Origin of the sequence: Labrys sp. (in: a-proteobacteria), from assembly GCF_047605565.1 — a bacterium.
GTDB lineage: Bacteria > Pseudomonadota > Alphaproteobacteria > Rhizobiales > Labraceae > Labrys > Labrys neptuniae.
On the sequence record NZ_JASGFM010000033.1, the window covers coordinates 23,985 to 48,661 of the forward strand.

The following is a 24,677-nucleotide window of genomic DNA, read 5'->3' on the forward strand; positions in this document are numbered from 1 at the left end:
CACTCATCGTCCACTCCTGTCGATGCGAGGCCATCGAGCCGCCTCTGCCGAGGCGGCGGCAATTACCGGGCGTTATTGCGGGGCGGTGTCGATAATGGACTGCATGGTCTTCTGGGCGGTGGTGATGGCCGCCTCGACGTCATCGCCGTAGAGGGCCTCCCCGATCAGCTGGTTCCACGGGCCATTGGCCGAGTTGATGATGTCGTTGAAAACCGTGCTGTAGGGTGTGCGGCCCTTGGCCATGGCTTCTGCCGCGATCTGGTAGCGCGGATCGAGATCCTTGAGGGCCTGCTTGGCAATATCGCTGCGCACCGGCAGGCTGCCATATTTGGCCAGCAGGGTCTGCCCCTCCAGGGAATAGGCAAATTCGAGGAACTGCTTCACCACCGCGACCTTGGGTGTCCCCTTGGTGACGACGAAATTGTCTCCGCCCGCGAAGGATGACCAGCCGCCATCCTTGCCGGGCAGGAAGGTGATGCCATAGTCGATATCGGGATATTGCGTGTTCAACGCCCCGATGGCGAAGGCGCCCGAGGGGCTGATGCCGATATTGCCGGCGGCGAAGGCGGCGAAGAAATTGGCGCCGGTATCGCTTTGGGCACCGGCCGGCACCAGGTCCTTCTTGATCATGGAACGATAGAAATCGATGGCGGCGCGCAGTTGCGGTCCCTCCAGGGTCGCCTTCGTGCCGTCGTCGGAAAGAATGTCGCCGCCCGAGGCCCATACCAGTGGGGTCAGGGTAAAAATATTGCAGCCCGGGCAGTTGCCGGAAAAGTAATAGCCCTTGATGTTCCCGCCGAGCGCGTTGATCTTTTCGGCATCCGCCTCGATTTCGGCCCAGTTGGCCGGGCCCTTTTCGGGATCCAGCCCCGCCTTCTTGAACAGCTTCTTGTTCCAGATCAGTACGGAACTATCGGCCGAGAATGGCAGGCCATAGATCCGGCCGTGATAGGTGCCCGTCTTCACGTGGGCCGGCGACAGCGCGGCGAAATAGGGCAGCGACTTGGCCCAATCGGTAATGTCTTCCAACTGCCCCGACGCGGCGAAAGCCGGCGTATAGATCAGGTCGAGCGACAAGGCGTCGGGCGCGGTACCACCCGCCGCGGCAGCCCCGTATTTGGTGATGATCTCCGCATTGGGAATGATGTCGAGCTTGATCTGGTTGTCGTGGCTCTTGTTGAACGCCTCGACCACTTTCGGCATGAAGTTGGAGGCGTCGGCGCGGACCCAGATGGTCGCGGTCTCGGCGCTCCATGCCGGCAGCCCGATCGCCGCCGTGGCGATCAAAGTCGCCAAGCCTATCATCAGCTTTCTCATTGTCTCCTCCCCTTTGGTATCATCGACTTAGCCACCCCTTGTTGATGGGGTCTCATTGTCATGGAGCGGGCCGCCGCAGGACTCCCGCACCACAAGCCGGCAAGGCAATTTCCTGACGCCCGGCTCGACTGGCCGGCCATCGACCTGGGCCAGCAGCGCCAGCCCGGCCTGCCGCCCGAGTGCGGCGAGATTCATGTCGATGGAGGTCAGCGGCGGCCGGCTCTGGGAGGCGATGATCTCCCAATTGTCGAAACCGATGACCCCCACATCTCCCGGAACGCTGAGGCCGCGCTCGCGCAGGGCATCGATCACCCCCCGCGCAATCATGTCGTTGCCGCAGAAGATCGCATCGGGCTTGGTACCTCGCCCCGCAAAGAGCTGCCCCACCGCTTCATGCCCCCACGCCTCGGACCAGGCCCCCATCAGGGCCGGTAAGGGCGGCAATCCGGCCTGGGCCAGCACGTCGTGGCAGGCCTTGGCGCGAAGATGCACGACGGAGAAACTCGCCGGACCGGTAACATGGGCGATCCGGCGTCTGCCGAGACCCAGAAAGTGTTCGGTCGCCAGTCGGGCTCCGGCTTCGTCGTCGGAGACGAACGCCGCCGCGCCCGGATCGGGTTCGGTGAAGGCGTAGACCGCCGGTATGCCGAGATTCGAGAGGTCGACCGGGAGCCGGCGGTCGATCCGTTTGCCGGTGGCGATGATGCCATCGACGCGCTTGTCGAGCATGGCATTGACGTGGAGCTGCGCCAGGCGCGGATCGTCCTCGACATTGCACAGGAAGACCGAGACCCCCTTGTCGACGAGGGCCTCTGTAATTCCGGCCATCAGCGGAAGCGAAAAGCGGCCATAGGTATCGTTGGTCAGCAACCCCACCGTGAAGCTGCGGCGGCGGAGCAGGCTCTGCGCCAGGGCATTGGGGCGAAATCCCAGGAGTGCGGCAACCTCACGCACCCGCTTGCGGGTTTCGATCGTCATCCGCCCCTGGTCGTTGAGCGCCTTGGACGCGGTGGCGAGGCTGACGCCGGCGGCAGCGGCAACGTCGCGCAACGTGACTGGCTCCGACGCCCCCTCGCCTCCCTTCGTCATCGAAGCTCCCCGATTGAGAAAAGGTTTTCTCTTTCTCGATCTAAGCATCACCTTGAGCAAAAGGCGCTGCTTTTGTGTGAGAAAAGGTTTTCTCACTTTTACAGGAGATCAAGGCTTCCGACAAGGATTATTCGTCGGATGATTGAAATGGCTGGAGAGCCCTTTTCTCCTCCGCCGATTGGCCGGTTCGCCGCAGACAACAGGACCTCCCCTAGCCGGCGTCGTTCAGGACGCTCGACGACATTCCAAGACCAGTTGCTGCCCCTTCCTCCACGGCCTGGTCTCCCTTCTGCGAACTGTCGGCGTTCACAACGCTTGACAAGGTCGATATCTAGTCTCAGAATGAATTTAATATCACATATGAATAAATATTCATATCGACATGGAGGACTGATGACGGCGCCCCCTCACGCTTTGAATCTCGTTGATGCCGCCGCGTCCGGCCCTGCCTCGTTTCCGGTGCCGCTGGCAGCCGTTGCCCATCCGAGCTTCGAGAAGACGGCCGATCCCGTGGCCCTGGCGGAAATTGCCCGCCAGGTGCGGATCAAGATCGTCAGGACCATCGCACAGGCAGGCCTTGGCCATGTCGGCGGCGACCTCTCGGTGACCGACATCCTCACCACGCTCTATTTCGGCGTGCTCAACGTCGATCCCTCTGCCCCGACCAAGCCGGACCGGGATCGTTTCATCCTCTCCAAGGGGCATTGCGCCGCCGCCTTCTACAGCGTTCTTTCGCTGCGCGGCTTCTTTGATCCCGCCGCCGTCGACACCTTCATGAGGCCCCTTGCGGCCCTCAACGGCCATCCCAATCGCCGCAAGATCCCGGGCGTCGAGGCCAATACGGGTCCGCTGGGCCATGGCCTCCCGATCGGAGTCGGCGCGGCCGTCGGCGCGAAGATCGCCGGTCAGGATTGGCGTACCTTCGTGGTGCTCGGTGACGGTGAGCTGCAGGAAGGCTCGAACTGGGAGGCAGCCATGGCTGCCGGTCATCGCAAGCTGTCCAACCTCACCGCCATCGTCGACCGCAACCGCTTCCAGCAGGGCGCGGGCACGGAGGCCACCAACACGCTCGAACCGCTTGCCGACAAGTTCCGAGCCTTCGGATGGGAAGCCATCGACGTCGACGGCCATGACACCGCGGCCTTGCTCGACGTGCTTGCCGCCCGCGGCACGGACCGGCCCCGGGCCGTCATCGCCAAGACCTATAAGGGCCGCGGCGTCTCCTTCATGGAAGACCGCGTGGAGTGGCATCACAAGGTGCCGAGCGCCGAGCAGGTCGAGATCGCATTGAAGGAATTGTCGCTATGAGCGCCCCCGAAGCCCCCCGCCCCGCCGGCGCCCCCGAGACGTTCGACTGCCGGGTGGCCTTTGCCGAGGAACTGACCGCCCTCGCCCGGACGGACAGCCGCATCGTAGCGGTCTGCAACGACAGCGTCGGGTCGAGCAATCTCGGTGCCTTCCAGAAGGAATTCCCGGACCGCCTGATCAATGTCGGCATCGCCGAGCAGAACATGGTCGGCGTCGGCGCCGGCCTTGCCAATGCCGGCCTGATCCCCTTCGTCTGCGCTGCCGCTCCCTTCCTCACGGGCCGGGCGACCGAACAGATCAAGGCGGACTGCGCCTATTCGCAATATCCGGTAGTGCTGTGCGGCATGTCGCCCGGCATGGCCTATGGCGAATTGGGCCCGACCCATCATTCCATCGAGGATTTCGCCTGGATGCGGGCGATTTCCGAGCTCACGGTGATGGCTCCGGCCGACCCCCAGGAGACCCGCCAGGCCGTCCGCTGGGCAGCCAATGCGGGCAAGCCCGTGTTCATGCGTGTCGGACGCTTCAAGATCCCTGCCGTGAACGGGCCGGGCGACGATTTCCAGCCGGGCAGGATCGGCACGCTGCGCGAGGGCGGCGACGTCACGCTGGCTGCCATCGGCACCATGGTATCGCGGGCGCTGGAGGCGGCGGACCTGCTCGCGACACAGGGCGTCTCCGCCCGTGTCCTCAACGTCTCGACCCTCAAGCCGCTGGATGAGGAAACCATCCTGAAGGCAGCGCGCGAAACCGGCCGCATCGTCACGGCGGAAGAAGCAATCAATGTCGGGGGTCTCGGCGGTGCCATCGCGGAGACGGTTGCCCAGCACCATCCCGTGCCGATGCGCATTCTCGGCGTGCCCGGCTTTGCACCGACGGGCGACACCCAGTTCCTGCTCGACCATTTCGGCCTGAACGCCAAGGGCATCGTCGAAGCGGCGCTCGCTCTCCTGGGCAAGGGAGCACATTGATGACCGGCCCGCTCGTCCTCGCCATCGATCAGGGCACGAGCTCGACCAAGTGCCTGCTGGTCGACAGCGCCGGCGCCGTGGTCGCGCGCGGACAGGCACCGCTGCGCGAGAACCATCCACAGCCCGGCTGGGTCGAGCAGGATGCCGGGGAGATCTGGGACAGCATCCGGACAGCCGTCGCGGCCTGCGTCACACCCGAGCAGGCCCGAGCCGTCATTGCTGCCGGGATCAGCACGCAGAGGGAATCCTGCCTGCTATGGCACCGCAAGACGGGCGCTCCGCTCTCGCCCGTGCTGTCCTGGCAGGATCAGCGAACCGCCTCTCTCGCGCAGGCGATCGGCACGCCCGATGCGCTCTCCTTGGTGCGCCGCGTCAGTGGCCTGCCGCTCGACCCGATGTTCTCCGCCCTCAAGCTGCGCTGGCTGCTCGACCAGGTCGATCCCGATCGCACCAAGACCCGCACCGGCGACATCCGCGTCGGCACCATCGATAGCTGGCTGCTGGGCCGCCTGTCCGACGATCATCTCATCGAGGCGGGCAATGCCTCCCGCACGCAATTGCTCGACGTCGCCAAGGGGCGCTGGGATGAAGGCCTTCTGGAGCTGTTCGGCGTGCCAGCCGAAGCACTGCCGCGCCTTACCGCCTCAAGTGGCCCCTTTCCAAGCCTTCGCGGTCTCGCGCCCCTGCCGGACGGTATTCCCCTATTGGCCGTGATGGCCGATTCCCATTCGGCGCTGTTCGCGCATGGCGCGATCCAGCCCGGCGAAGTCAAGGCCACGCAGGGCACCGGCTCGTCCGTGATGGGCCTGATCCCCAATGGCACCGCGCTCGACCCGGGCCTCTGCCTCACCATCGCCTGGGCCATCGACGGGATCGGGCCCGAGCATCTCGCTCTGGCGGCCGAAGGCAATATCCGCGCGGCAGGTTCCACCCTGCGATGGGTGGCCGGCATTCTGGGCGTCGATACGGACGAATTGGCAAGGCTGGCGAAGACGGCATCGGCCGGCGGCGTTACCCTGGTACCCGGATTCACCGGCCTCGGCGCGCCATGGTGGGACGCCGAAGCCGTCGGCCTGTTGACGGGGGTCACGCTCGGCACCGACAGGAACTGTATCGCACGGGCGGCAATCGACAGCATCGCACACCAGATCGCCGATGTGGTCGAGGCCCTCGAGCGCAGCGGCTCGCCCGTGCGCCGGCTGCATGTCGATGGCGGCCCCACCTGCAACGACCAGCTCATGCAGATGGAGGCCGACATGATCGGCCGACCCATCCTGCGAGGGCATACGGCCGAGCTCTCGGCACTGGGTGTCGCCCATCTGGCGGGTCTCAAGGCCGGGCTTTGGAATTCCGGGAGACTGGCAGGGCTGGAACGTCCGCGGGATGTCTTCGAACCATCGATGCGGCCAGCCGAGCGCCAGGCCGAGCGCCGGCGCTGGCTCGATGCCGTCGCGCGTTCGCGCTTCCGGCCAGGCGCCTAGACCGGCATCACCACCACGACAAGAGCCACGACGAGGGCGGAAGAACCAAAGCGGGAAGGAGGGACCATGTCAGCCCAAGCAGAGAATTCCGATCGAGCGAGACCCCGCTTCAAGATCGACCTGACCGGAGGGGTCTGGGGGCCCTTGATCGGCCTCCTCGTGCTGATCGCCTTCTTCTCGATCCGGGCGCCACACTTCTTCACGGTACAGAATGCCATCATCATTTTCGACCAGGTCACGGTCTACGGCATCCTCGCCATCGGCATGACGCTGGTGATCATCACCGGCGGGATCGACCTGTCGGTCGGCTCCGTCCTGGCCTTCTCGGCCATGACCACGGGCTGGCTGTTCTCCACCGTCGGGCTGCCTTTCGTGCCGGCCTTGCTCCTCGGCATCCTCGCCGGGGCTGCCTGCGGGCTGGTCTCGGGCCTCTTGATCACACAGGCGCGCCTGCCGCCCTTCATCGCGACGCTCGCCATGATGACGGTCGCCCGCGGCCTCGCCAACAAGTATACGGACGGAAACGTCGTCTCCGGCTGGCCCGACGCCTTCAACACGCTCAATACCTACCGCCATTTCGGGCTGATCACGGCCACCACGGCCTTCTTTCTCCTGCTCGTCGTGCTGACCTGGGCCTTCCTGAAATACCGCCCGGCCGGGCGCAATCTCTATGCGATCGGCGGCAATCCGGAAGTCGCGCGCCTGGCCGGCATTTCGGTGAAACTGCAGATCGTCGTCGTCTACGCCGTCGCAGGCGCCCTTTCGGCCATCGCCGGCATGGCCAATGCCGCCCGGCTGCAGACCTCCCAGCCCTATGACGGGCTTGGCTATGAGCTCACCGCCATCGCGGCCGTGGTGATCGGCGGGGCGTCCCTCTCCGGCGGCGTCGGCAGCATCGGCGGCACGCTCATCGGCATCCTGATCATCGGCGTGCTGAATTCGGGCCTGAGCCAGATCGGCGCGCAGACCTACGACAAGGACGTGATCATCGGGATCATGATCGCGGCCGCCGTGGCCTTCGACACCCTCATCCGGCGACGCCGGTAACCCGATCGGGGCGGGCGCTGCCCTCCCCGATATCTCCAACTACGCCTGCAACAAAGACTCCAACCGAGGAAACCACCCATGAGCAGAACCATCCGCGCTCTCGGCCTGACGCTCGCCTTTGCCGTCTCGCCCCTCGCCGTCTCCGGCGCCTGGGCCGCCGACAAGGTCAAGGTCGGCCTTGCCGTCGCCAATCTTCAGGCCGATTTCTTCAACCAGATCAAGCAGTCCGTCGAGAAGAACGCCGCGGCGATGGGAGCGGAGGTCGTCACCGTCGATGCCAAGGGCGATGGCGCCACCCAGGTCAGCCAGATCCAGGACCTGATCACGCAGAAGGTCCAGGCCCTCATCTACATTCCCGCCGGCGCGGCAGCCGCCAGCGTTCCGGTCAAGGCCGCCAAGGCTGCCGGCATTCCGGTCATCGCCGTCGACCGCAACCCGGCCGACGCCCCGGGCGATACCTTCATCGCCACCAACTCGGTAGCCGCGGCCAAGACGCTCGGCGACTATGTCTGCAAGGTCACCGGCGGCAAGGGGGAACTCGCTATCATCCAGGGCCAGATCGGCACCACGCCGGAGCAGGACCGCGACAAGGGCTTCAAGGAAGCCATGGCCAATTGCCCCGGCATCAAGGAAGTCGGCCGCGAAGCCTCCAAGATGTGGATGAAGGACGAGGGCTTCAACATTGCCCAGAACATGCTGCAGCGTGATCCCACCGTCAGCATCTTCTTCGGGCGGGCCGATGCTCTCGCCCTCGGCGCCGCGCAGGCAGTCAAGGCCGCCGGTTCCGATCACAAGGTCTGGGTCTTCGGCTTCGACGGCGACCTTGCCGGCCTCAAGGCCGTCAAGGACGGTACACTCGACGCGACCATGACGCAGCGCACCCAGTTCATGGGCAAGCTCGCTTTGCAATCGGCGCTCGACCTCGTCGCCGGCAAGAAGGTGCCGGCCGAGCAGTTGCAGGACGCGGCGCTGACCACCAAGGACAATGTGGATCAGTACATCGCCGAGCACCCTTGAGGCCCGACCCGTCTGCGGCGCGTCCCGCGCCGCAGACACTCGAACACCCCTTGCGAACGCCCCTTGCGAACGCTCCTCGCGAGCACGCCCGCTCTTCATCGGATCCCCGGCCACGGCGGCCGGGGCGCCCTCTCCAGGAGGCCCGTCATGAATGAATCCCCAGAACCATTCACCGCCGGCCTGTCGGTGCGTGGCGCCTCCAAGCGCTATGGGCCGGTGACGGTGCTCGAAGGCGTCGACATCGATGTCCGGCCCGGCGAAGTCGTCGCGCTGCTCGGCGAGAACGGGGCCGGCAAATCGACCATCTCCTCCATCATCGCCGGGCTGATCCAGCCGACCGCCGGCACGATGACCTGGAACGGCGAACCCTATGCGCCGGCCAGCCCCGCCGATGCACTCGCCCGCGGCATCGGCCTGATCCACCAGGAGATGCGGCTCCTGCCCGATCTCACCATCGCGGAGAACGTCTTCGTCGGCCGCCAGCCTACGAAATCAGGCCGGGTCGATCGCGCCTATATGGCAAGGCGCGCCGCCGAGCAGCTCCATCGCCTGGGTCTCGACGTGCCCACTTCCACCCTGGTGCGCCATCTGCGCGTCGCTGCCCAGCAGCAGGTCGAGATCGCCAAGGCGCTCACCCTCGACGCCAAGCTCCTGATCCTCGACGAGCCGACCGCCGCCCTGGGCGGCGAGGAAACCGATCACCTCTTCGAACAGATCGAGCGCCTGAAGCAGGAGGGCATGGGGTTCGTCTATATCAGCCATCGCCTGGACGAGATCGCCCGCATCGCCGATCGCGTCGTCGTGCTTCGGGATGGGCGGCTGGTCGGCACCTATGCGACGGCGCAGGTGCCGGTAAAGACCTTGGTCGAGGCCATGGTCGGCCGCTCGGTCGAACGCATGTTTCCTGCCATGACCACGCCGGGCGACCGGGAGGTCCTGCGCATCGAAGGTCTGAGCGCACCCGACAAATCCTTTCGCGACATCAGTTTCAACGTGCGTGCCGGCGAGGTCTTCGGCATCGCCGGCATCGTGGGTGCCGGCCGTACCGAGCTGGTGCGCGCCATCGCGGGCGCCGATCCCATTGCCGCCGGCTCGATCACCATCGACGGCCGGCCGCTTTCCCCGCGAAGCCCGGCCGACAGCCTGACGGCCGGCATCGTGCTGGTGCCGGAGGACCGCAAGGACCAGGGCCTCATCCTGGAGCATACGATCGGCGACAATATCGCCCTGGGCAATTATCCGCGGATCGCCCCCTCCGGCTTCGTGACGCCGGGCGCCGTGCGCAGCTACGCCAACCAGAACATCAAGCGTTTCGGCGTGAAAGGCAGCGCCAGTCAGCCCGTCGGCCATCTTTCAGGGGGCAACCAGCAGAAGGTCGTCCTGGCCAAGTGCATCTCGCGCCGTCCCAAGGTGGTCATCCTCGACGAGCCGACCCGCGGCATCGACGTCGGCGCCCGCGCCCAGATCTACGAGGTGATCGCAGACCTCGCCCAGCAGGGGCTCGCCGTCATCGTGGTCTCCTCGGACCTGGACGAGGTCCTGGGCCTGTCCAATCGCGTGATGGTGCTCAGCCGCGGCCTCAATCGCGGCATTCTCGATCGCAATCAAGCCAATCGCGTCTCCGTGATGGAACGCGCCACACTCTGACGCCAGGAGCGAACATGGAAATCTTCAGACTGGATGGCCAGGCCGCCTTCGTGACGGGTGCCGGCAGCGGCATCGGCCAACGGATCGCCATCGGCCTTGCGGAGGCGGGCGCCGACGTCGCCTGCTTCGACCTGCCGGGCTCGGCGACCATCGGCCAGACTGTGAGCGCCATCGAAAAGCTCGGCCGCAAGGTCGTCGCCCTGGCGGGCAGCGTCGCCCAGGCGGAGGATCTTGCCCACGGCATCCGGGAGGCCGAGGAGGCGGTGGGTCCGCTGACCATCGCCGTCAATGCCGCTGGAATCGCCAATGCGGCGCCGGCCGAGGACATGCCGCTCGAGCAATGGCAGCGCATGCTGGACATCAACCTGACCGGCATCTTCCTGTCGTGCCAGGCCGAGGCTCGCGTCATGCTGCCGCGGGGGAGAGGCACCATCGTGAACATCGCCTCGATGTCCGGCTCGATCGTCAATCGGGGCATCCAGCAGATCCACTACAACACCTCCAAGGCCGGTGTCGTCCATCTGACCAAGAGTCTGGCGATGGAGTGGGTCGATCGCGGCATCCGTGTCAATGCGATCAGCCCGGGCTACACCTCGACGCCCATGAATCTGCGCGCTGAGGTCGCCGAACAGGTGAAGCGCTTCGAAGCCGAGACCCCGATGGGCCGCATGGCAACCGTCGACGAAATGGTCGGACCGGCCGTTTTCCTTGCTTCGCGCGCTTCGTCCTTCGTGACGGGTGTCGATCTGCTGGTCGATGGCGGCTTCGAGTGCTGGTGAATGCCGCACAGGGCAACGTCACGGTGCAAGAGTGAGATCCGTGCTTGTCGCCCTTCGACGATCCGGTCGAGAATGCGGGTTCGCCTCGTGCGGCAGCTTGCCCGCGAAAATAGCTCTCTCGCCGGATAACGACTGAAGCCATGTCCAGGGCCGACGAACTCCGCCTCATCACACGCGTTGCGCAGATGTATTACCTTGATGCCATCAAGCAGTCCGATATCTCCGAGCGCCTGCACATCCCGCAGGCCCGGGTTTCGCGCCTGCTGAAGAAGGCCCTGGACGAGAACATCGTCCGCATCTCGATCACGCCGCCGCCGGGGGTCTTCGCGGAGTTGGAGGCCGGCCTGCGCGAGCGTTTCGGCATCGAGGAGGCCATCGTTGCCGAGGCGCTCAGCGAACGGGACGAAACCGTTCTGGCCGCCATCGGCGATGCCGCCGCCCATTTCCTCGAATCGACGATTGCGGATGACGAGGTGATCGGGGTTTCCTCATGGAGCCTGTCGCTGATGCGCACCGTCGATGCGATCACGCCGATCAAGCGCGTCCAGGCGCAGAAGGTGGTGCAGATCTTCGGCGGCATGGGCAATCCCACCATGCAGTCCCATGCCCAGCACATCGTCACGCGCCTCGCCCAGCTCACCAATGCCAAACCGCAATTCCTGCCTGCTCCGGGCGTCGCCGGCTCGCCGGAGAGCAGGAACGTCCTGATGGCCGACCCGTTCGTCGAGGAGACGGTGCGCTGCTTTCGCGAGATCACCTTGATGCTGGTCGGCATCGGCTCGATGACGCCGTCCTACATGCTGGTCAATTCAGGCAATGCCTTCACGCGCGAGGAGCTGGACGAACTGGCCGCCCATGGCGCCGTCGGCGACATGGGCCTGCGCTTCTTCGATGCGGAAGGCCGGCCGGTGATCACCCCCCTCAACGACAGGGTCATCTCGATACCCCTCGAAGAGATCAAGGCCGCCAAGCGGGTGGTCGCCGTCGCCGGCGGCAGCCGCAAGGTGCCGGCCATTCGGGCCGCCATGCTCGGCGGCTACATCGACGTCCTCATTACCGATCACTTCACCGCCGAGCAGTTACTCAGCGGCGATCCCCCCCGAAAGACCTGAAAGGAAGAGCCATGACCGCCCCCTCCCGCTTCACCGGAAAGACCGTCGTGATCACCGGCGCCAGTCGAGGCATCGGCGCCGCCATTGCACGACGTTTTGCCCGGGAAGGCGCGGCGGTCGTCGTGAGCGCCAACGAGGCGCGCGTCGAGGAGGTGGCTGCCGAGATCAAGGCGCAAGGCGGCAAGGCGGCGGCCTTCGTCGCCGACGTCACGGATAGGGCCAGCGTGACGGCACTTTACGATATCGCCGAGCAGCAATTCGGCAAAGTGGATATATCGGTCCAGAATGCCGGCGTCATCACCATCGCACGGATCGAGGACATGACCGAGGCGGAGTGGGACAAGGTCATGGACGTCAACACCAAGGGCGTCTTCCTGTGCTGCCAGGAAGCGATCCGGCGTATCCGCAAGCATGGCCAGGGAGGCCGCTTGATCAACACCGCCTCGGGACAGGCGCGGCAGGGCTTCATCTTCACGCCGCATTATGCCGCCTCGAAATTCGGCGTCGTCGGCGTTACGCAGAGCCTGGCCAAGGAAGTCGCGAAGGAAGGCATCACCGTCAACGCCTTCTGCCCCGGCATCATCGAAACGGACATGTGGGCCTATAACGACACGGCCTGGGGCAAGCTGCTGGGCAACTACAAGCCCGGCGAGTTGATGGCCGAATGGGTTCGCAACATCCCGATGGCCCGTGCCGGCAATGGCGAGGACGTCGCCGGCCTGGTCGCGTTCCTGGCCAGCGACGACGCCGCCTACATCACCGGCCAGACCATCAATGTCGATGGCGGGCTGATCATGTCGTGAAGCAGCCATCCACCCCCGGTGATCGATACCGACCACCGGGCGCAGGCCGCGACGATCGACCGTCGGACGACCTTTCCCCTCGTCAGGCCAGGTGATGAACCGGCGGGATGCCGAACACCGGCGTGGGTATTCCCTCCAGGCGCGCCTTCAGCTGCAAGGCGAGATATTGGGAGTAATGGCGGGACTGGTGCAGGTTCCCGCCATGGAACCAGAGCCCATCCTGCCGGGTGGGCTTCCACATGTTGCGTGGCTCGCCCTCCCAAGGGCCGGGATCCTTGGTGGTATCGGAGCCGAGCCCCCAGACCTTGCCCACCCGATCCGCCACCTCCTGCGAAATCAACCTGGCGGCCCAGCCGTTCATCGAACCATAGCCGGTGGCGTAGACGATGAGATCGGCCGGCAGTTCGGTGCCATCGCTGAGCACCACGCCGTTCCGGGTGATTTCGCGGACCCCGACGCCGCTTTTCAGCTTGATATCCCCGTTCGCGATCAGGTCGGAAGCACCGACATCGATGTAGTAGCCCGAACCGCGCCGCATATATTTGAGAAACAGGCCGGATTCGTCGTCGCCGAAGTCGAGCAGGAAGCCTGCCTTTTCGAGCCTCTCCAGGAGATCGGCATCCGCAGCCTTGATGGAGGCGGTCACGGGCTTTAGGATTTCCGGCATGAGCCTGTAGGGCACCGAGGCGTTGAGCAGATCGGCCTTGTCGGTATCAATGCCCCGCTCGAGGGCGTCCTCCGAATAGAGCCGGCTGGTGCCGAACCGGAAGAGCGCGTCCGAGGTGGCGACATGCGTCGAGGTACGCTGCACCATGGTGACATCGGCGCCCTTCTCCCACAGATCCGCGCAGATGTCGTGGGCGGAATTGTTCGAGCCGATGACGACGCATTTCTTGCCGCTATAGGCTTCGCTGCTTTTGTAGCGGCTGGAATGGCATTGCTCGCCTGCGAAGAGATCCATGCCGGGAAAAGTGGGCTCATTGGGAATGCCGGACATGCCGGTCGCTAGAATGAGATGCCTGGGCGCGAGCGTAACCGGCCTGCCCTCGCGCAGGACCTCCACGCTCCATTGCCCTCGCTCGGCATCGAAGGACGCCTTGCGACAGGGTGAGGAACTCCAGACATCGAGCTCCATCACCTTGGCATAGGCCTCGAGCCAGTCGGCCATCTTGTCCTTGGGTGTATAGACCGGCCAGTCGTCGGGGAAAGGCAGATAGGGCATGTGGTCGTACCAGACCGGATCATGCAGGCAGAGCGACTTGTAGCGCTTGCGCCATGAATCGCCCGGCCGCGCATGGGCCTCAACGATGAGCGTCGGCACGCCGAGGCGCTTCAGCCGGGCTCCGAGCGCCAGGCCGCCCTGCCCCGCCCCGACGATCAGGCAATAGGGCTGGGTCTCGGAGCCGAGGGAAGCCTCCTCTTCCTGCCGTCGCTCCAACCAGGTCTGGCGATCGCGGTGAACGCCATGCTGGGCCCCCATGACCCGCCGGCGCCCCTTCTTTTCCTCGAAGCCCTTCAACTCCTCCATCGAAGTCAGCAGCGTCCAGCAAAGATCGCCCTTGAGGCGGACATAGCCGCGACAGCGTGCCTCTGTGGTTTCGAACGTAAAAAACCCTTCGGTGATGCCATCGGTTTCCGACGCCTCGTCCTGCACGGTAAAGGCGCTGGGCCGGGTGCGTGCGAAGGTCGCGTCAATCAGGTCACCGACGCCTTCCCTGCCCTCGGCGGTGTGCAGGTTCCAGGTGAACGCCAGCAGATCGCGCCAATAGCAATCCTCGGCGAACAAAGCGAGGAGCGCAGATCTGTCGGCAGCCGCCGCGGCGAGAGCAAAGCGATCCAGCCACCTCGAAAGCTGGCCCTTTGCATCCGGTCTACTCATGACATTTCATCCCTATGGTTTTTCAAATCGCGCCTCATTGTGATGCGGGCGCTCGTAAAAAGCGGCGGCTTGACGACGCACACCGGCAATCTGCCTCGCCAACCAACCGTATATCAAAACGTAATACTATGGATTCTTCTTGCACCTCGTTCTTTCAGCATCAAGGGGAAGTGATTGCAAAGTATGTGTCAAGTAATTTCGAAGTCAGAAGTACCTGGGATGGAAGCACCCCTCATGCGGCGATCGCCGTTCCGCCGCCATCGAAGAGATGGACGCGGGACGCATCCGGCGTCAGGAAGATCCTGTCGCCGGTCTTGAAGCGTCTTTCGCCCACGGCGCGCACGGTGATGGTGCCGAGCGATGGAACCTCGACATAGAGCAGGGCATCGCTGCCCAACTGCTCCTCCAGGGACACCGTGCCTTCCCACAGGCCCTCATCGGGCGAGTAGAGAACATGCTCCGGGCGGATGCCGAGCGTCATCTTCTGGTCCAGTCGCGAGTGCCACCCATCCGGCAGGGCGACTGTCGAGCCACCCGGAAGCTCCAGGTCCCTGTCGCCGCTCGGCGCCGCCGGCAGGAAGTTCATCTTGGGCGAGCCGATGAAGCTCGCGACGAAGAGATTGGCGGGATGGTCGTAGAGTTCGAGCGGCGTAGAGAACTGTTCGACATTGCCCGCCCGCAGCACCACGATACGATCGGCCATCGTCATGGCCTCGACCTGGTCGTGGGTCACGTAGATCATCGTGGTGCGAAGGGTCCGGTGCAGCCGGATCAGCTCGATGCGCATCTGCACGCGCAGGGCCGCATCGAGATTGGACAGGGGTTCGTCGAACAGGAAGGCGGTGGGCGAGCGCACGATGGCCCGCCCGATCGCCACGCGCTGGCGCTGGCCGCCGGAAAGCTGGCGGGGCTTGCGGTCCAGGTAGTCCTCCAGGGCCAGGATGCGCGAGGCTTCCGCCACCTTGCCGGCTATTTCCTGCCTGGACATGCCGGCGATCTTCAGGCCGAAGCCGATATTGTCCCGCACACTCATATGCGGATAGAGCGCATAGGACTGGAAGACCATGGCGATGCGGCGATCCGCCGGCGCGAGCCGGGAGACATCCTTGCCGTCGATCAAGACACGGCCGTCCGACAGTTGCTCCAGACCGGTGATCAGCCGGAGCAGCGACGACTTTCCGCAGCCCGACGGGCCGACGAACACCACGAACTCCCCGTCCTTCACTTCCAGGCTGACATCGGAGATGACCTGGTGAGACCCATATTTCTTGCTGACACGGTCGAACTGGATGCTTCCCATGGTCACCTCCTGATGGCTGAGATCTAGACGAGGCCGCTGCGGCCGCGCTTTTCGGTCTCGTAGGCGGCCTTGAGGTGAGCCTGCGTGAAGATCTTGGCGTGCGCGGCGAGGTCATCCCCGTCGTCCCACAGGTCACGCCAGATGCCGAGGATGCCTTCGAGAGGTTGGCCGACGACCCGGGAGGAGAAGGATTCGAAGGTGATCGGCCCCTGGTAGTTGGCTTTGGCGAGGGCGCGGAAGATCATCTTGAAATCGATCGAGCCGGTGCCGAGATAGCCCCGGTTTGAATCGCCGGTATGGAAATAGCCGAGCAGCGGTCCGGTCTCGACGATGGCGGCGGCGACGTCAGCTTCCTCGATGTTCATGTGATAGCAGTCGAGATGGACCTTGACGTTCGGCGCACCGATCCGCTTGCACATCTCGACCGCCTGCGCCGCCGTGTTGAGAACGTTGCTCTCATAGCGGTTGACCACCTCCAGCCCGAGGGTGATGTCGCTCTTGGCCGCCTGCTCGGCGACCCGCTGCAGGACCTCGACCGCGCGGGCGACGCCGTCCTTGGTGGGCGGCACGGCATATTTCTGGAACGCCGAATAGATGATCCCGCAGATATGCGTGCCCTTGAGGTCCCGGGCAATCGAGACGATGTCGAGAAGGCGCCGTTCCCCGCGCTTGGCCATCTCCGGGTCGCCGTTCGAAATATCGGTGGTGGCATCGAGGCCGAGGGAGAAGGTGATGCCGACATTGGCCTTCTCGAGCTCGCGCCGCGTGAAGTCCACGTCGAACACGCTCGGATCCAGGGCCGGCGCCTCGATGATGTCATAGCCCAGTTCCGCCGTCTTCCCGATGGCCCGAGCACATTGCTCGTGGCTCCAGCCGGGCGTCCAGACAAAGGCGTGCAGTCCCAGTTTATTGTTCACGATGCTGGTCTTTCTTTCAGCAGAGGTTGATGGTTTCAGTGGAAGATGATGCCGCCGCAGACGTTGAGCGCCTGCCCGGTGATGAAGGATGCATCATCGGACGCGAAAAAAGCGACAGAACCGACGACATCCTCAGGATATCCCAGGCGGCCGAGCGTGGTCTTCTCGATGACTTTCTTGAGCGACTCCTCGTCCCGATAATTGTTGCGGCCCATGTCGGTGTCGATGATGCCGGGGCAGACCGCATTGACGGTGATGCCGTCGAGGCCGACCTCCATAGCCAGGATATGGGTGAAGCTGATCACGGCGGCCTTGGACGAGCAGTAATGGGCCTGGCCGACGCCGCCGCGCTTGCCGCCAATGGAGGCGATGTTGATGATGCGGCCTGCCTTGCGCTGCCGGAAATGGCCGAGCAACGCCTTGGTCACCATGAAGGTGCCCTTGGTGTTGACGTCATACATGCGGTCCCATTCGTCCGGCTCGATGTCCTCGACCTTGTGGACGGACAGGACGCCCGCATTGTTGACCAGGACATCGATGGTGCCGCAGCGGGCAAGGGCGTATTCCGCCAGCGAGGCGACGTCATCGGGATTGCTGACATCGGCATAGGCGATGTCGCAGCGCCCTCCGCTGGCCTCGACCTCGGCCCGCAGCTTTTCCATTTCTTCGTGCTGGCGTTCGATGTCGTTGGCGACGACGTGGTAGCCCTCGGCCGCCAGACGCTTGACGATGGCGCGCCCGATGCCACGGCTCGCGCCGGTGACGACGGCTGCGCGGTTCCGGCCGCGCTGGGCTAATTCAGACATGTGGGATCTCCGTGGTCTTGTTCTAGAGCAAAATGACATTCCCCTTATTGTCATTTTGCTATAACCCTTTGTTTTAACGTGTTTTCTTGATCGAAAAGTCGATCAACTTTTCTGGAAAACGCTTTGAGGTCAGTCCTTGACAGCGCCCATCGTCATTCCCGAGACGATGTGGCGCTGCATGAAGAGGGTGAAGATTACCGGTGGCACGCATTGGATGATCGAGGCGGCGGCGATCAGGTCCCAATAGACCTTGCCCGTGCCGATGAAGGAGGAGATCACCACCGGCAGCGTGCGGGCCGAGCGGGTGGTCAGGAACAGCGAGAGCAGGAACTCGTTCCAGCAGAAGATGAAGACGAAGGTCGCCACCGTCATCACGCCGCTCAGGCTCATGGGCAGGGCGATCCGCGCGAGCACCTGGGTCCAGCTGCAGCCTTCCAGGCGCGCCGCCTCGATCACCTCGCGCGGGACCCGGCGCAGGAAGGACATCGAGACCCAGACCGCGAAGGGCAGGTTGAAACCCGCATAGGCGATGATCAGCGCCCACACGCTGTCGAGAAGGCCGAGCCCCCTGAAGATCACGAACAGCGGCACGGCGGCTGCGATCGGCGGCATCATGCGGGTCGACAGGATCCAGTCGGCGATCGCGTTGGAGGCGCGCATCTGGAAGTTCACCAGGCCGAAAGCCGTGGGAATGGCGAACAGCAGCGCCAGCGCGGTGGCGCCAAGCGTGACCACGACCGAATTCAGGATGAAGGGCCAGTAGTCGCTGAAGATATGCGCGTAATTGTCGAGATAGGTGAAGTCCGGGATCCAGACCGGCGGAATGGCGATGATGTCGCTGGTGTTCTTGAACGAACTCAGGCCGATCCACAGCAACGGCCCGACGGCGAAGGCCGTGAAGGCGAGAGCCGCAATGACGAGCCCGATGTCCTTGCCACGAATGCTATGCATTTTCCACGCTCCTCAGCAGGCGAACCGCGAAGGTGGTGATGACGATGCTGATGACGAGGATGAGAACGGCGGCGGCCGAGCCGACGCCGATCTGGAAATACTGGAAATCCTGCTGGTAGGCATAGAGCGTCACCACCATGGTGGCATCGCCCGGGCCGCCGCGCGTGGTGACATAGATGACGTCGAAGAAGCGCAGCACATCGATGATGCGCAGGATGACGCCGAGCAGCACGACGTTGAGGATCGAGGGCACCTCCAGCGACCAGAGGATATGGTGCCAGCGCGCGCCGTCGACGCGGGCGGCTTCATAGAGATCGGTGCGGATCGAGGTCAGGGCCGCCAGGCACAGCAGCATCATGAAGGGCGACCACTGCCACACATTGATCAGCACCATGGAGACCATAGCCGTGACGGGCTCGCCGAACCAGGAAACGGGCGTCAGCCCGACGAGCTGGATGACGTAGTTCACCACCCCCAATGTCGGGTTGAACAGATAGGCGAAGATCATGCCGACGATCAGCGGCGTCACCATCATCGGCATCAGATAGAGCGAGCGCAGCGCCCCGACCCAGCGCAGATGCGACAGCTCGTAGAACACCTTCGCGGCGGTGAAGCCGATGACGATCTCCAGCGAGATCGAACTGACGCCCAGGATGGCCGTGTTGAGGAGGGCGCGCAGGAACAGCCCGTCATGCAGGAGAAAGAGATAATTGTCGAAGCCGGTGAACACGGCGCGCTGCAGCGTGGTGAGCTTGACCTGATGCAGGCTGAGATAGACCGAATAGACGAAGGGATAGATGGTCAGGAACAGCAGGAAGAGACAGGTCGGCAGGATAAAGGCCGTCTGCTGCAGGCGGTCGTTGCGCAGGAAGGCAAGCCGCCGCCGGGGCAGGTCTTGGGAATATGCTAGGGCCGCGGGCTGCATGGAGGTCCGCCTCTCTGGTTGGCTGCCGGCCGGACCCTGGCGGATGCAAACCGCCAGGGATCTCGGCGATCCCCCTCCCCCATGCCGGAGGAGGGTCGTCCGATCAGGACATGAAGCGGGTTATGCCCACTAGAGCAAAACGCTATAGGCTTACTTCAGGGCGCCCGAGGACTTCAGGAGCTGCGTGGCCTTGGCATTGGCATCGTCCATGGCATCCTTCACCGACATCTCGCCGATGATCGCCTTGTTGACGTTGACGCCAATGGTGTCGATCAGCTGGAAGGTGGCGGGAATGCGCGGGCGGACCTCCGTCCAGGCCGTCTTCTGGGCCTCGGCGATGGTCTTGGTCCAGGGGAACTTGGCCTGGACCTCGGCATCGTTGATGGCGCTCAGGCGGCTCGGCGTGCCGCCCGCCAGGGCATAGCGCTTGTGCTCGGCCGGGCTCGCATACCATTTCATGAAATCCCAGGCCGCGTCCTTCTGGGTGCCATGGGCGTTGAGGCACATGACCCAGCCGCCGACCGGCGGAACCGGCTTGCCTGCCTTGGACGGCATCAGGACGCTGCCGAACTTGCCGGCGATCTGGCTGGTCTTGGGATCGTTGGCGATCTGGGCGCGCACCGACCAGTCGTTCATCATGGCGAGCTTGCCGCTGGCAAAGGCGCTGGCACGTTCGTCCCAGGCGTAGCTCTCGACGCCGGGCGGGCCGAATTTCACCATGTCCTTGAAGAATTGCACGAGATCGAGGGACTCGGGCGAATTCAGGGTCGGCGTCATGTCGGCATAGGGATCAGCCGCGCCGATGACATTGCTCTTCCAGGGTGAGCCGCCGGCATTGAAGATCCATTCGAAATATTGCTGGCCGGCTGCTGCGCCACGCTGATTGTTCATGGCATAGCCATAGACGCCCGGAAAATCCGGATTGTTGGTGAAGAACTTGGCAGCCTTCTGCAATTCGTCGAAGGTCTTGGGCGGCTGCATCTTCGCCTTGTCGAACAGGTCCGTGCGGTAATACATCAGCTCGTAGTAAATCGCGACGGGCAGGCAGTATTTCTTGTTGTCCCAGCTCGCCTGGCCGGCGCCCGAGGAGGTGTAGTCGTCCCAGGCGATCACCTTGGGATCCTCCTTGGCGATGCGGTCGTCGAGGGCATCGATGCAGCCGGCCTCGACGAACTCGCCGATCCAGATGCCGTCGATGAGCAGCACGTCATAGCTGCTGTCGTTCTGCGAGCAGTTCAACAGCTCCTTGTCGTGCAGGGCGTCGTAGCCATTGCCATCGACCTCCACCTTGGCACCGGTGAGCTTGGTGTAATCGTCCTTGGTGGCCTTGATCGCCTCGATGAAGGGGTCGCTGATGCTGATCAGTTTCAGCGTCTTGCCCGCCTGGTCGGCGAGCTTGCCTTTCCAATCGATGTCCTGGGCGTGTGCGGCCAGACCGACGAGACAGGCAAGCGCGGACGCCGTGCCGACCATGATCTGCTTGAATGCGGGGCGTTTCATATTGATCCTCCATTCCGGCCGTTCTTATGGGCGCGCCGGTGCCGGTGACGGCGCGTCGTTTCAAGATCGCGAAGGGGCTGGCGAGCTAGACCCTGGGCTGCCTGGCCACGGATTTTCGTCGCGTTCCGCCCTTGGCCGGCTCTTCGGCGGCAGGCAGGCGACGGATCGGCAGGCCGATCCTCTTGGTCGAGTTTCTCAGGATGAGTTCGCAAGGCAGGCGGACATGCCGGGGCACGGCAGCCGGATCGTCGATCCTGGCGCGAATGGTCGCCCAAGCCTGCGCGGCGATCTGCTCGACGTCCTGCCGCATGGCTGTGATGGGCGGCGCCGTCGCGCGCATCCAGGCATAGTCGTCGAAGCCGACCAGCGAGATGTCCTCGGGAATCCGGATATTGCGCTGGGCCATGTCGGCAAGAACACCGAGGGTCCCGAAATTGGTGAGGGCGATGACGGCGGTGGGCCGCTCATTGGCCGTGAACCAGCGTTGCAGGCCCTCGGCGACGGTCTCGAATGTCTGGCCGACTTCGAGAATGGGCGGAGCAGGCAGGCCCGCTTGCTCGAAGACCTGCACAATGCCGGCGCAGCGCTCGCGAATATTGGCGATACGCGTGGTGGTTGCGACCACCAGGGCATTGCTGTGCCCATATTCCAGGAGGTGCTCGGCGGCGTGTCGCCCGGCGGAAAAATTGTCGCTGCCGATGGTATCGCCCTCGAAACCCTCGGTTATGCGGTCGACGACGACATAGGGCACGCCGACATCGTCGAGAAGCGTGCGGGTGGCGAAGCGATCATCGTTCGGAATGATGACGACGCCCGACGGACGCCAGGACAGCAGGGCCGACAGGCGGGATCGCTCGACCTCTTCATTCTCGTTCGAGCTCGCCACGATGATGTCGTAGCCCTCATCCTGGACGCAACGTTCCAGGCTGGCGATGACGGCGCTGAAATAGGGATTGTCGAGACTTGGTACCAGAACGGTGACGACGCGCGCCTTTCCCGTTCTGAGTTGCGAGGCAACCCGGTCGACCTCGTAGCCCAATTCACGCGCAATGGCCTGCACGCGCTCGGCGACCTCCGGGGTTGCCGCCCCCTGGCGGCCATTGAGGACGTTCGACACCGTCGCCGGCGAAACGCCGGCCCGCGTTGCAACATTCCTGATGGAAATACGCTTAGGTTTGCGCATGGCAGCCCAACGTTTCCGTTCCCTGTCATTCTTACTTAAACGATTTAATAAAACGATTCACCAGCTGATCGTGTTTGTCAACACCTTACTGAATCGTTTTAGTACGGAGACCCGATCACAGGAGAGAAGACGGCCGCGAGCGGTAGCGTCCACGCCTCAGCGTCCCGCCAAGACGCCATCGGGACCGAAGGAAATCGTTGCAAAGGGCTGTCGACGGTGAAGGCCGCGGGCCCTTCCGCCGGCCGCCATCACCAGCAGGTAAAGCCGCCGTCCGCCACCACCGTGGTGCCCGTCATCAGGCTGGAGGCATCGCAAGCCAGGAAATGCACCACCGAGGCGATCTCGTCCGGCTTGCCGAGACGATGCATCGGCGTGTCGCGCAGCCAGACGTCGATCATGCCGTCATTGTCGTGGCGATACATGGTCATGGCGGTCTCGATATAGGTCGGCGCCACCGCATTGACCCGCACGCCCCGATCGGCCCATTCGGCGGCCAGCGACGAGGTCATCTGGTGCACGGCAGCCTTGGCTGCATTGTAGTAGGTCTGCTTTTGCGGGCGGTTCGAAATCAGGCCGGACATCGAGCCGATATTCACGATGGCTCCCCGGCCGGCCTTGAGCATGTGGCGGCCGAATGCACGATTGCACCAGAAGACGCCGTTGTAGTTGACGTCGTTCACATGCAGCCAATGCTCGTCACTCACATCCTCGGCCGCCGTTCCAGAACGGGCAATGCCGGCATTGGCAACCAGGATGTCCACCCGGCCATGGTCCCTCACGACATCCTCCGCCAGGGCCTCGACCTCGGCGGGCTTGGTCACGTCGACCTGGCGCACATCGACTTCGTAGCCCTTGCGCGCCAGTTCCGCCCGCCCCTCGGCGGCGATCGACAGGTCGATGTCGGCAATGACGACTTTTGCGCCGTTTTCCAACAGGGCTTCGGCGCAACTCAGGCCAATGCCGCGCCCACCGCCGGTGACGACGGCAACCCTCCCGTCGAGGCGGAACTTGCGTGCATACATGGCGTCCTCCCGTTCCAGATTTTGTGGGAATGCAAGATTTTGTGGGAATGCCCGTCGAGGCCGGCCCTATTCGGCGGCGCGGTCGAGGAAAGGATGGCGACCGGGCTGGGCGAACTTGGTGCGGCGGATATCGAGAAGCCTCTCGATCTGCTCGGCGTTGAATTCCTTCGCGCCGCCATAATGGGCCGCGAGATAGACGACCTTGGCGTAGTAATCGAGCGCTTCCATCTTGAAATAGGCGCTGGTGAGATCGTGGCCGTAGGAGAGTGCGCCGTGGTTTTCCAGCAGCAGCGCATCATATCGGTCGAGATAGGGCGCGATCGCCTCGGACAATTCGCTCGTCGAGGGTAGCGCGTAGGGCGTCAGCGGCACCTCGCCGAGGAACATGGTGGATTCGGGCATGATCTGCTGCGTGATCGGCTTGCCGCAGATGGCGTGAACCGTGGCATAGAGAGGATGGGCGTGCACGACCGCCCGGACATCGGGCCGATGATCATAGACGCATAGATGCATCTTGATCTCGGTCGAGGGACGAAAGCCCTTGTCCTCGACGAGTGCCCCCTGCCGGTCGATCCGGCAGATCATCTCCGGCGTCATGAACCCCTTGGACACGCTGGTCGGGGTGCACAGCAAGGTGCCGTCGTCCAGCAGAACCGAGAAGTTGCCGTCATTGGCGGCGCCCATCTCGCGCGCATAGGCGCGGCGCCCGATTTCACAGATATATTCGCGCAATCGGAGATCGTCTTGCATGCCGGGCACCTCGCTGGGTTGGCCCGAGCTATCGCAAATTCGGTCAGAAAGTCAACTATTCGGACATTTTATTTTTGAACTTGCCCGATCTTGCCCATCACACGATCAGCTTCACCTTGTTCCTTTCGAACAAGTCGCGCCATTCCGTTGATGGCTCCCGGTCCGTGACCACGAAATCGATGGATTCGAAGCCGCAGATGCTGATCAAGGCCGTCTTGCCGAACTTCTCGCCGTCGACGAGGAGGCAAACCCGTTGTGCGCTGGCGATGAAGGCCCGCTTCACCTCCGCATCGGCCATGTTCGCCTCCATGAGGCCGCCAGCCAGCGAGATTGCCTTGCAGCTGATCAGGGCGACATCCGCATTGAACTGGGCGATGGTCCGGCTGGCCAGCGGGCCGACGAAGGTCATCGAGCGGCGCCGCAATTCTCCGCCGACCGACATGATCGTATAGGCAGGCAAGCTAGGGTCCGACAGGACGCGGACGGAATTGGTGATGAGGGTCAGATCTCGCCGGTTGCCGAGACCTCTCAAGGTTTCATAGGCCGTCGAGGATGAGTCCATCATCACCGCATCGCCATCCTTGACCAGCGCCGATGCCTTCTGGGCGATCAGGCGCTTGGCCCCGATATTGATGAGATGTCGTGTCCGATAAGGCAGGTCTTCGGCTTCGCCTTTGAGCGCGACCGCGCCCCCATGCGTCCGGCTGAGCAGACCCTCTTTCTCGAGCTTGTTGAGATCGCGCCGTATGGTCTCTTCGGTAACCGCCAATTCCTGGCTGAGCGCGGTCACCATGACGCTGCGATTACGGGTGACAAGGTCGAGTATCCTGGTTTTTCGCTCAGCCGCCAACATGCATCACCAGATCACCTGAC

22 protein-coding genes are annotated in these 24,677 nt (G+C 63.8%); 9 read left to right on the forward strand and 13 right to left on the reverse strand.

Annotated features, from left to right (window positions below; translation table 11 throughout):
• Window positions 1–72: 72 nt before the first annotated feature.
• On the reverse strand, window positions 73–1,317 hold the full coding sequence (locus QM672_RS23955) for an ABC transporter substrate-binding protein (RefSeq protein ID WP_376717669.1): 1,245 nt from the start codon (window positions 1,315–1,317) through the stop codon (window positions 73–75).
• Between the two features lie 27 nt (window positions 1,318–1,344).
• Complete coding sequence (locus tag QM672_RS23960; protein ID WP_311936548.1) at window positions 1,345–2,406, reverse strand: LacI family DNA-binding transcriptional regulator; 1,062 nt, start codon at window positions 2,404–2,406, stop codon at window positions 1,345–1,347.
• Between the two features lie 393 nt (window positions 2,407–2,799).
• Here QM672_RS23960 and QM672_RS23965 point away from each other — a divergent pair, with 393 nt between their 5' ends.
• From QM672_RS23965 to QM672_RS24005, 9 genes are all read left to right on the forward strand, one after another.
• Complete coding sequence (locus tag QM672_RS23965) at window positions 2,800–3,714, forward strand: transketolase (protein ID WP_367624624.1); 915 nt, start codon at window positions 2,800–2,802, stop codon at window positions 3,712–3,714.
• Window positions 3,711–4,685: a transketolase family protein gene (locus tag QM672_RS23970; RefSeq protein WP_311936554.1), complete on the forward strand. Its 975-nt coding sequence runs from the start codon at window positions 3,711–3,713 to the stop codon at window positions 4,683–4,685. The genes QM672_RS23965 and QM672_RS23970 overlap by 4 nt, the downstream gene beginning before the upstream one ends.
• Window positions 4,685–6,166: an FGGY-family carbohydrate kinase gene (locus QM672_RS23975; protein WP_415085626.1), complete on the forward strand. Its 1,482-nt coding sequence runs from the start codon at window positions 4,685–4,687 to the stop codon at window positions 6,164–6,166. Before QM672_RS23970 ends, QM672_RS23975 begins: the two co-directional genes overlap by 1 nt.
• Window positions 6,167–6,232: 66 nt before the next feature.
• On the forward strand, window positions 6,233–7,213 hold the full coding sequence (locus QM672_RS23980; RefSeq protein ID WP_415085628.1) for an ABC transporter permease: 981 nt from the start codon (window positions 6,233–6,235) through the stop codon (window positions 7,211–7,213).
• Window positions 7,214–7,291: 78 nt separating this feature from the next.
• Complete coding sequence (locus QM672_RS23985) at window positions 7,292–8,230, forward strand: sugar ABC transporter substrate-binding protein (RefSeq protein ID WP_415085630.1); 939 nt, start codon at window positions 7,292–7,294, stop codon at window positions 8,228–8,230.
• A 147-nt stretch (window positions 8,231–8,377) separates the two neighbouring features.
• The gene (locus QM672_RS23990) at window positions 8,378–9,877 is read left to right on the forward strand and encodes a sugar ABC transporter ATP-binding protein (RefSeq protein ID WP_367624627.1); all 1,500 of its coding nucleotides are present in this window, start codon (window positions 8,378–8,380) and stop codon (window positions 9,875–9,877) included.
• 14 nt (window positions 9,878–9,891) lie between these two features.
• Window positions 9,892–10,656 (forward strand): SDR family oxidoreductase, encoded by a 765-nt coding sequence (locus QM672_RS23995; RefSeq protein WP_415085633.1) that lies wholly within the window; start codon window positions 9,892–9,894, stop codon window positions 10,654–10,656.
• 140 nt (window positions 10,657–10,796) lie between these two features.
• On the forward strand, window positions 10,797–11,768 hold the full coding sequence (locus QM672_RS24000) for a sugar-binding transcriptional regulator (protein WP_311936572.1): 972 nt from the start codon (window positions 10,797–10,799) through the stop codon (window positions 11,766–11,768).
• Window positions 11,769–11,779: 11 nt separating this feature from the next.
• Entirely contained in the window at window positions 11,780–12,571 is a 792-nt protein-coding gene (locus QM672_RS24005; protein WP_367624629.1) for a glucose 1-dehydrogenase, read from the forward strand.
• An 82-nt stretch (window positions 12,572–12,653) separates the two neighbouring features.
• On the opposite strand, the gene QM672_RS24010 is transcribed toward QM672_RS24005, so the two are convergent.
• The 11 genes from QM672_RS24010 to QM672_RS24060 all read right to left on the reverse strand — a co-directional run bounded on the left by QM672_RS24010 (window position 12,654) and on the right by QM672_RS24060 (window position 24,657).
• Window positions 12,654–14,450: a flavin-containing monooxygenase gene (locus QM672_RS24010; RefSeq protein WP_415085636.1), complete on the reverse strand. Its 1,797-nt coding sequence runs from the start codon at window positions 14,448–14,450 to the stop codon at window positions 12,654–12,656.
• A 232-nt stretch (window positions 14,451–14,682) separates the two neighbouring features.
• On the reverse strand, window positions 14,683–15,750 hold the full coding sequence (locus tag QM672_RS24015; RefSeq protein ID WP_311936580.1) for a sn-glycerol-3-phosphate ABC transporter ATP-binding protein UgpC: 1,068 nt from the start codon (window positions 15,748–15,750) through the stop codon (window positions 14,683–14,685).
• Window positions 15,751–15,773: 23 nt separating this feature from the next.
• On the reverse strand, window positions 15,774–16,667 hold the full coding sequence (locus tag QM672_RS24020) for a sugar phosphate isomerase/epimerase family protein (protein WP_311936583.1): 894 nt from the start codon (window positions 16,665–16,667) through the stop codon (window positions 15,774–15,776).
• Window positions 16,668–16,702: 35 nt separating this feature from the next.
• Window positions 16,703–17,473, reverse strand: coding sequence for an SDR family NAD(P)-dependent oxidoreductase (locus QM672_RS24025; protein WP_367624631.1), 771 nt, complete (start codon window positions 17,471–17,473; stop codon window positions 16,703–16,705).
• Window positions 17,474–17,602: 129 nt separating this feature from the next.
• Complete coding sequence (locus QM672_RS24030) at window positions 17,603–18,424, reverse strand: carbohydrate ABC transporter permease (protein ID WP_415085639.1); 822 nt, start codon at window positions 18,422–18,424, stop codon at window positions 17,603–17,605.
• Complete coding sequence (locus QM672_RS24035; protein ID WP_415085641.1) at window positions 18,417–19,349, reverse strand: carbohydrate ABC transporter permease; 933 nt, start codon at window positions 19,347–19,349, stop codon at window positions 18,417–18,419. Before QM672_RS24035 ends, QM672_RS24030 begins: the two co-directional genes overlap by 8 nt.
• 150 nt (window positions 19,350–19,499) lie before the next feature.
• Window positions 19,500–20,849, reverse strand: a complete 1,350-nt coding sequence (locus QM672_RS24040; RefSeq protein WP_311936595.1) for an extracellular solute-binding protein — start codon at window positions 20,847–20,849, stop codon at window positions 19,500–19,502.
• Between the two features lie 85 nt (window positions 20,850–20,934).
• Window positions 20,935–22,032 carry a LacI family DNA-binding transcriptional regulator gene (locus tag QM672_RS24045; protein WP_367624635.1) on the reverse strand — a complete coding sequence of 366 codons (1,098 nt, stop codon included), beginning with the start codon at window positions 22,030–22,032 and terminating at the stop codon, window positions 20,935–20,937.
• Window positions 22,033–22,280: 248 nt separating this feature from the next.
• Entirely contained in the window at window positions 22,281–23,054 is a 774-nt protein-coding gene (locus QM672_RS24050) for an SDR family NAD(P)-dependent oxidoreductase (RefSeq protein WP_367624636.1), read from the reverse strand.
• Window positions 23,055–23,120: 66 nt separating this feature from the next.
• Window positions 23,121–23,804, reverse strand: a complete 684-nt coding sequence (locus tag QM672_RS24055; protein WP_367624637.1) for a class II aldolase/adducin family protein — start codon at window positions 23,802–23,804, stop codon at window positions 23,121–23,123.
• A 97-nt stretch (window positions 23,805–23,901) separates the two neighbouring features.
• A complete protein-coding gene (locus QM672_RS24060; RefSeq protein WP_415085645.1) occupies window positions 23,902–24,657 on the reverse strand; it encodes a DeoR/GlpR family DNA-binding transcription regulator in 756 nt (251 codons plus the stop codon).
• Window positions 24,658–24,677 lie beyond the last annotated feature (20 nt).

What these genes read in the sequence shown, in the direction of transcription:
- QM672_RS23955 (WP_376717669.1), bottom strand. Translation starts at nt 1,317, where the DNA reads ATGAGAAAGCTGATGATAGGCTTGGCGACTTTGATCGCCACGGCGGCG.
- QM672_RS23960 (WP_311936548.1), bottom strand. Translation starts at nt 2,406, where the DNA reads ATGACGAAGGGAGGCGAGGGGGCGTCGGAGCCAGTCACGTTGCGCGAC.
- QM672_RS23965 (WP_367624624.1), top strand. Translation starts at nt 2,800, where the DNA reads ATGACGGCGCCCCCTCACGCTTTGAATCTCGTTGATGCCGCCGCGTCC.
- QM672_RS23970 (WP_311936554.1), top strand. Translation starts at nt 3,711, where the DNA reads ATGAGCGCCCCCGAAGCCCCCCGCCCCGCCGGCGCCCCCGAGACGTTC.
- QM672_RS23975 (WP_415085626.1), top strand. Translation starts at nt 4,685, where the DNA reads ATGACCGGCCCGCTCGTCCTCGCCATCGATCAGGGCACGAGCTCGACC.
- QM672_RS23980 (WP_415085628.1), top strand. Translation starts at nt 6,233, where the DNA reads ATGTCAGCCCAAGCAGAGAATTCCGATCGAGCGAGACCCCGCTTCAAG.
- QM672_RS23985 (WP_415085630.1), top strand. Translation starts at nt 7,292, where the DNA reads ATGAGCAGAACCATCCGCGCTCTCGGCCTGACGCTCGCCTTTGCCGTC.
- QM672_RS23990 (WP_367624627.1), top strand. Translation starts at nt 8,378, where the DNA reads ATGAATGAATCCCCAGAACCATTCACCGCCGGCCTGTCGGTGCGTGGC.
- QM672_RS23995 (WP_415085633.1), top strand. Translation starts at nt 9,892, where the DNA reads ATGGAAATCTTCAGACTGGATGGCCAGGCCGCCTTCGTGACGGGTGCC.
- QM672_RS24000 (WP_311936572.1), top strand. Translation starts at nt 10,797, where the DNA reads ATGTCCAGGGCCGACGAACTCCGCCTCATCACACGCGTTGCGCAGATG.
- QM672_RS24005 (WP_367624629.1), top strand. Translation starts at nt 11,780, where the DNA reads ATGACCGCCCCCTCCCGCTTCACCGGAAAGACCGTCGTGATCACCGGC.
- QM672_RS24010 (WP_415085636.1), bottom strand. Translation starts at nt 14,450, where the DNA reads ATGAGTAGACCGGATGCAAAGGGCCAGCTTTCGAGGTGGCTGGATCGC.
- QM672_RS24015 (WP_311936580.1), bottom strand. Translation starts at nt 15,750, where the DNA reads ATGGGAAGCATCCAGTTCGACCGTGTCAGCAAGAAATATGGGTCTCAC.
- QM672_RS24025 (WP_367624631.1), bottom strand. Translation starts at nt 17,473, where the DNA reads ATGTCTGAATTAGCCCAGCGCGGCCGGAACCGCGCAGCCGTCGTCACC.
- QM672_RS24030 (WP_415085639.1), bottom strand. Translation starts at nt 18,424, where the DNA reads ATGCATAGCATTCGTGGCAAGGACATCGGGCTCGTCATTGCGGCTCTC.
- QM672_RS24035 (WP_415085641.1), bottom strand. Translation starts at nt 19,349, where the DNA reads ATGCAGCCCGCGGCCCTAGCATATTCCCAAGACCTGCCCCGGCGGCGG.
- QM672_RS24040 (WP_311936595.1), bottom strand. Translation starts at nt 20,849, where the DNA reads ATGAAACGCCCCGCATTCAAGCAGATCATGGTCGGCACGGCGTCCGCG.
- QM672_RS24045 (WP_367624635.1), bottom strand. Translation starts at nt 22,032, where the DNA reads ATGCGCAAACCTAAGCGTATTTCCATCAGGAATGTTGCAACGCGGGCC.
- QM672_RS24050 (WP_367624636.1), bottom strand. Translation starts at nt 23,054, where the DNA reads ATGTATGCACGCAAGTTCCGCCTCGACGGGAGGGTTGCCGTCGTCACC.
- QM672_RS24055 (WP_367624637.1), bottom strand. Translation starts at nt 23,804, where the DNA reads ATGCAAGACGATCTCCGATTGCGCGAATATATCTGTGAAATCGGGCGC.
- QM672_RS24060 (WP_415085645.1), bottom strand. Translation starts at nt 24,657, where the DNA reads ATGTTGGCGGCTGAGCGAAAAACCAGGATACTCGACCTTGTCACCCGT.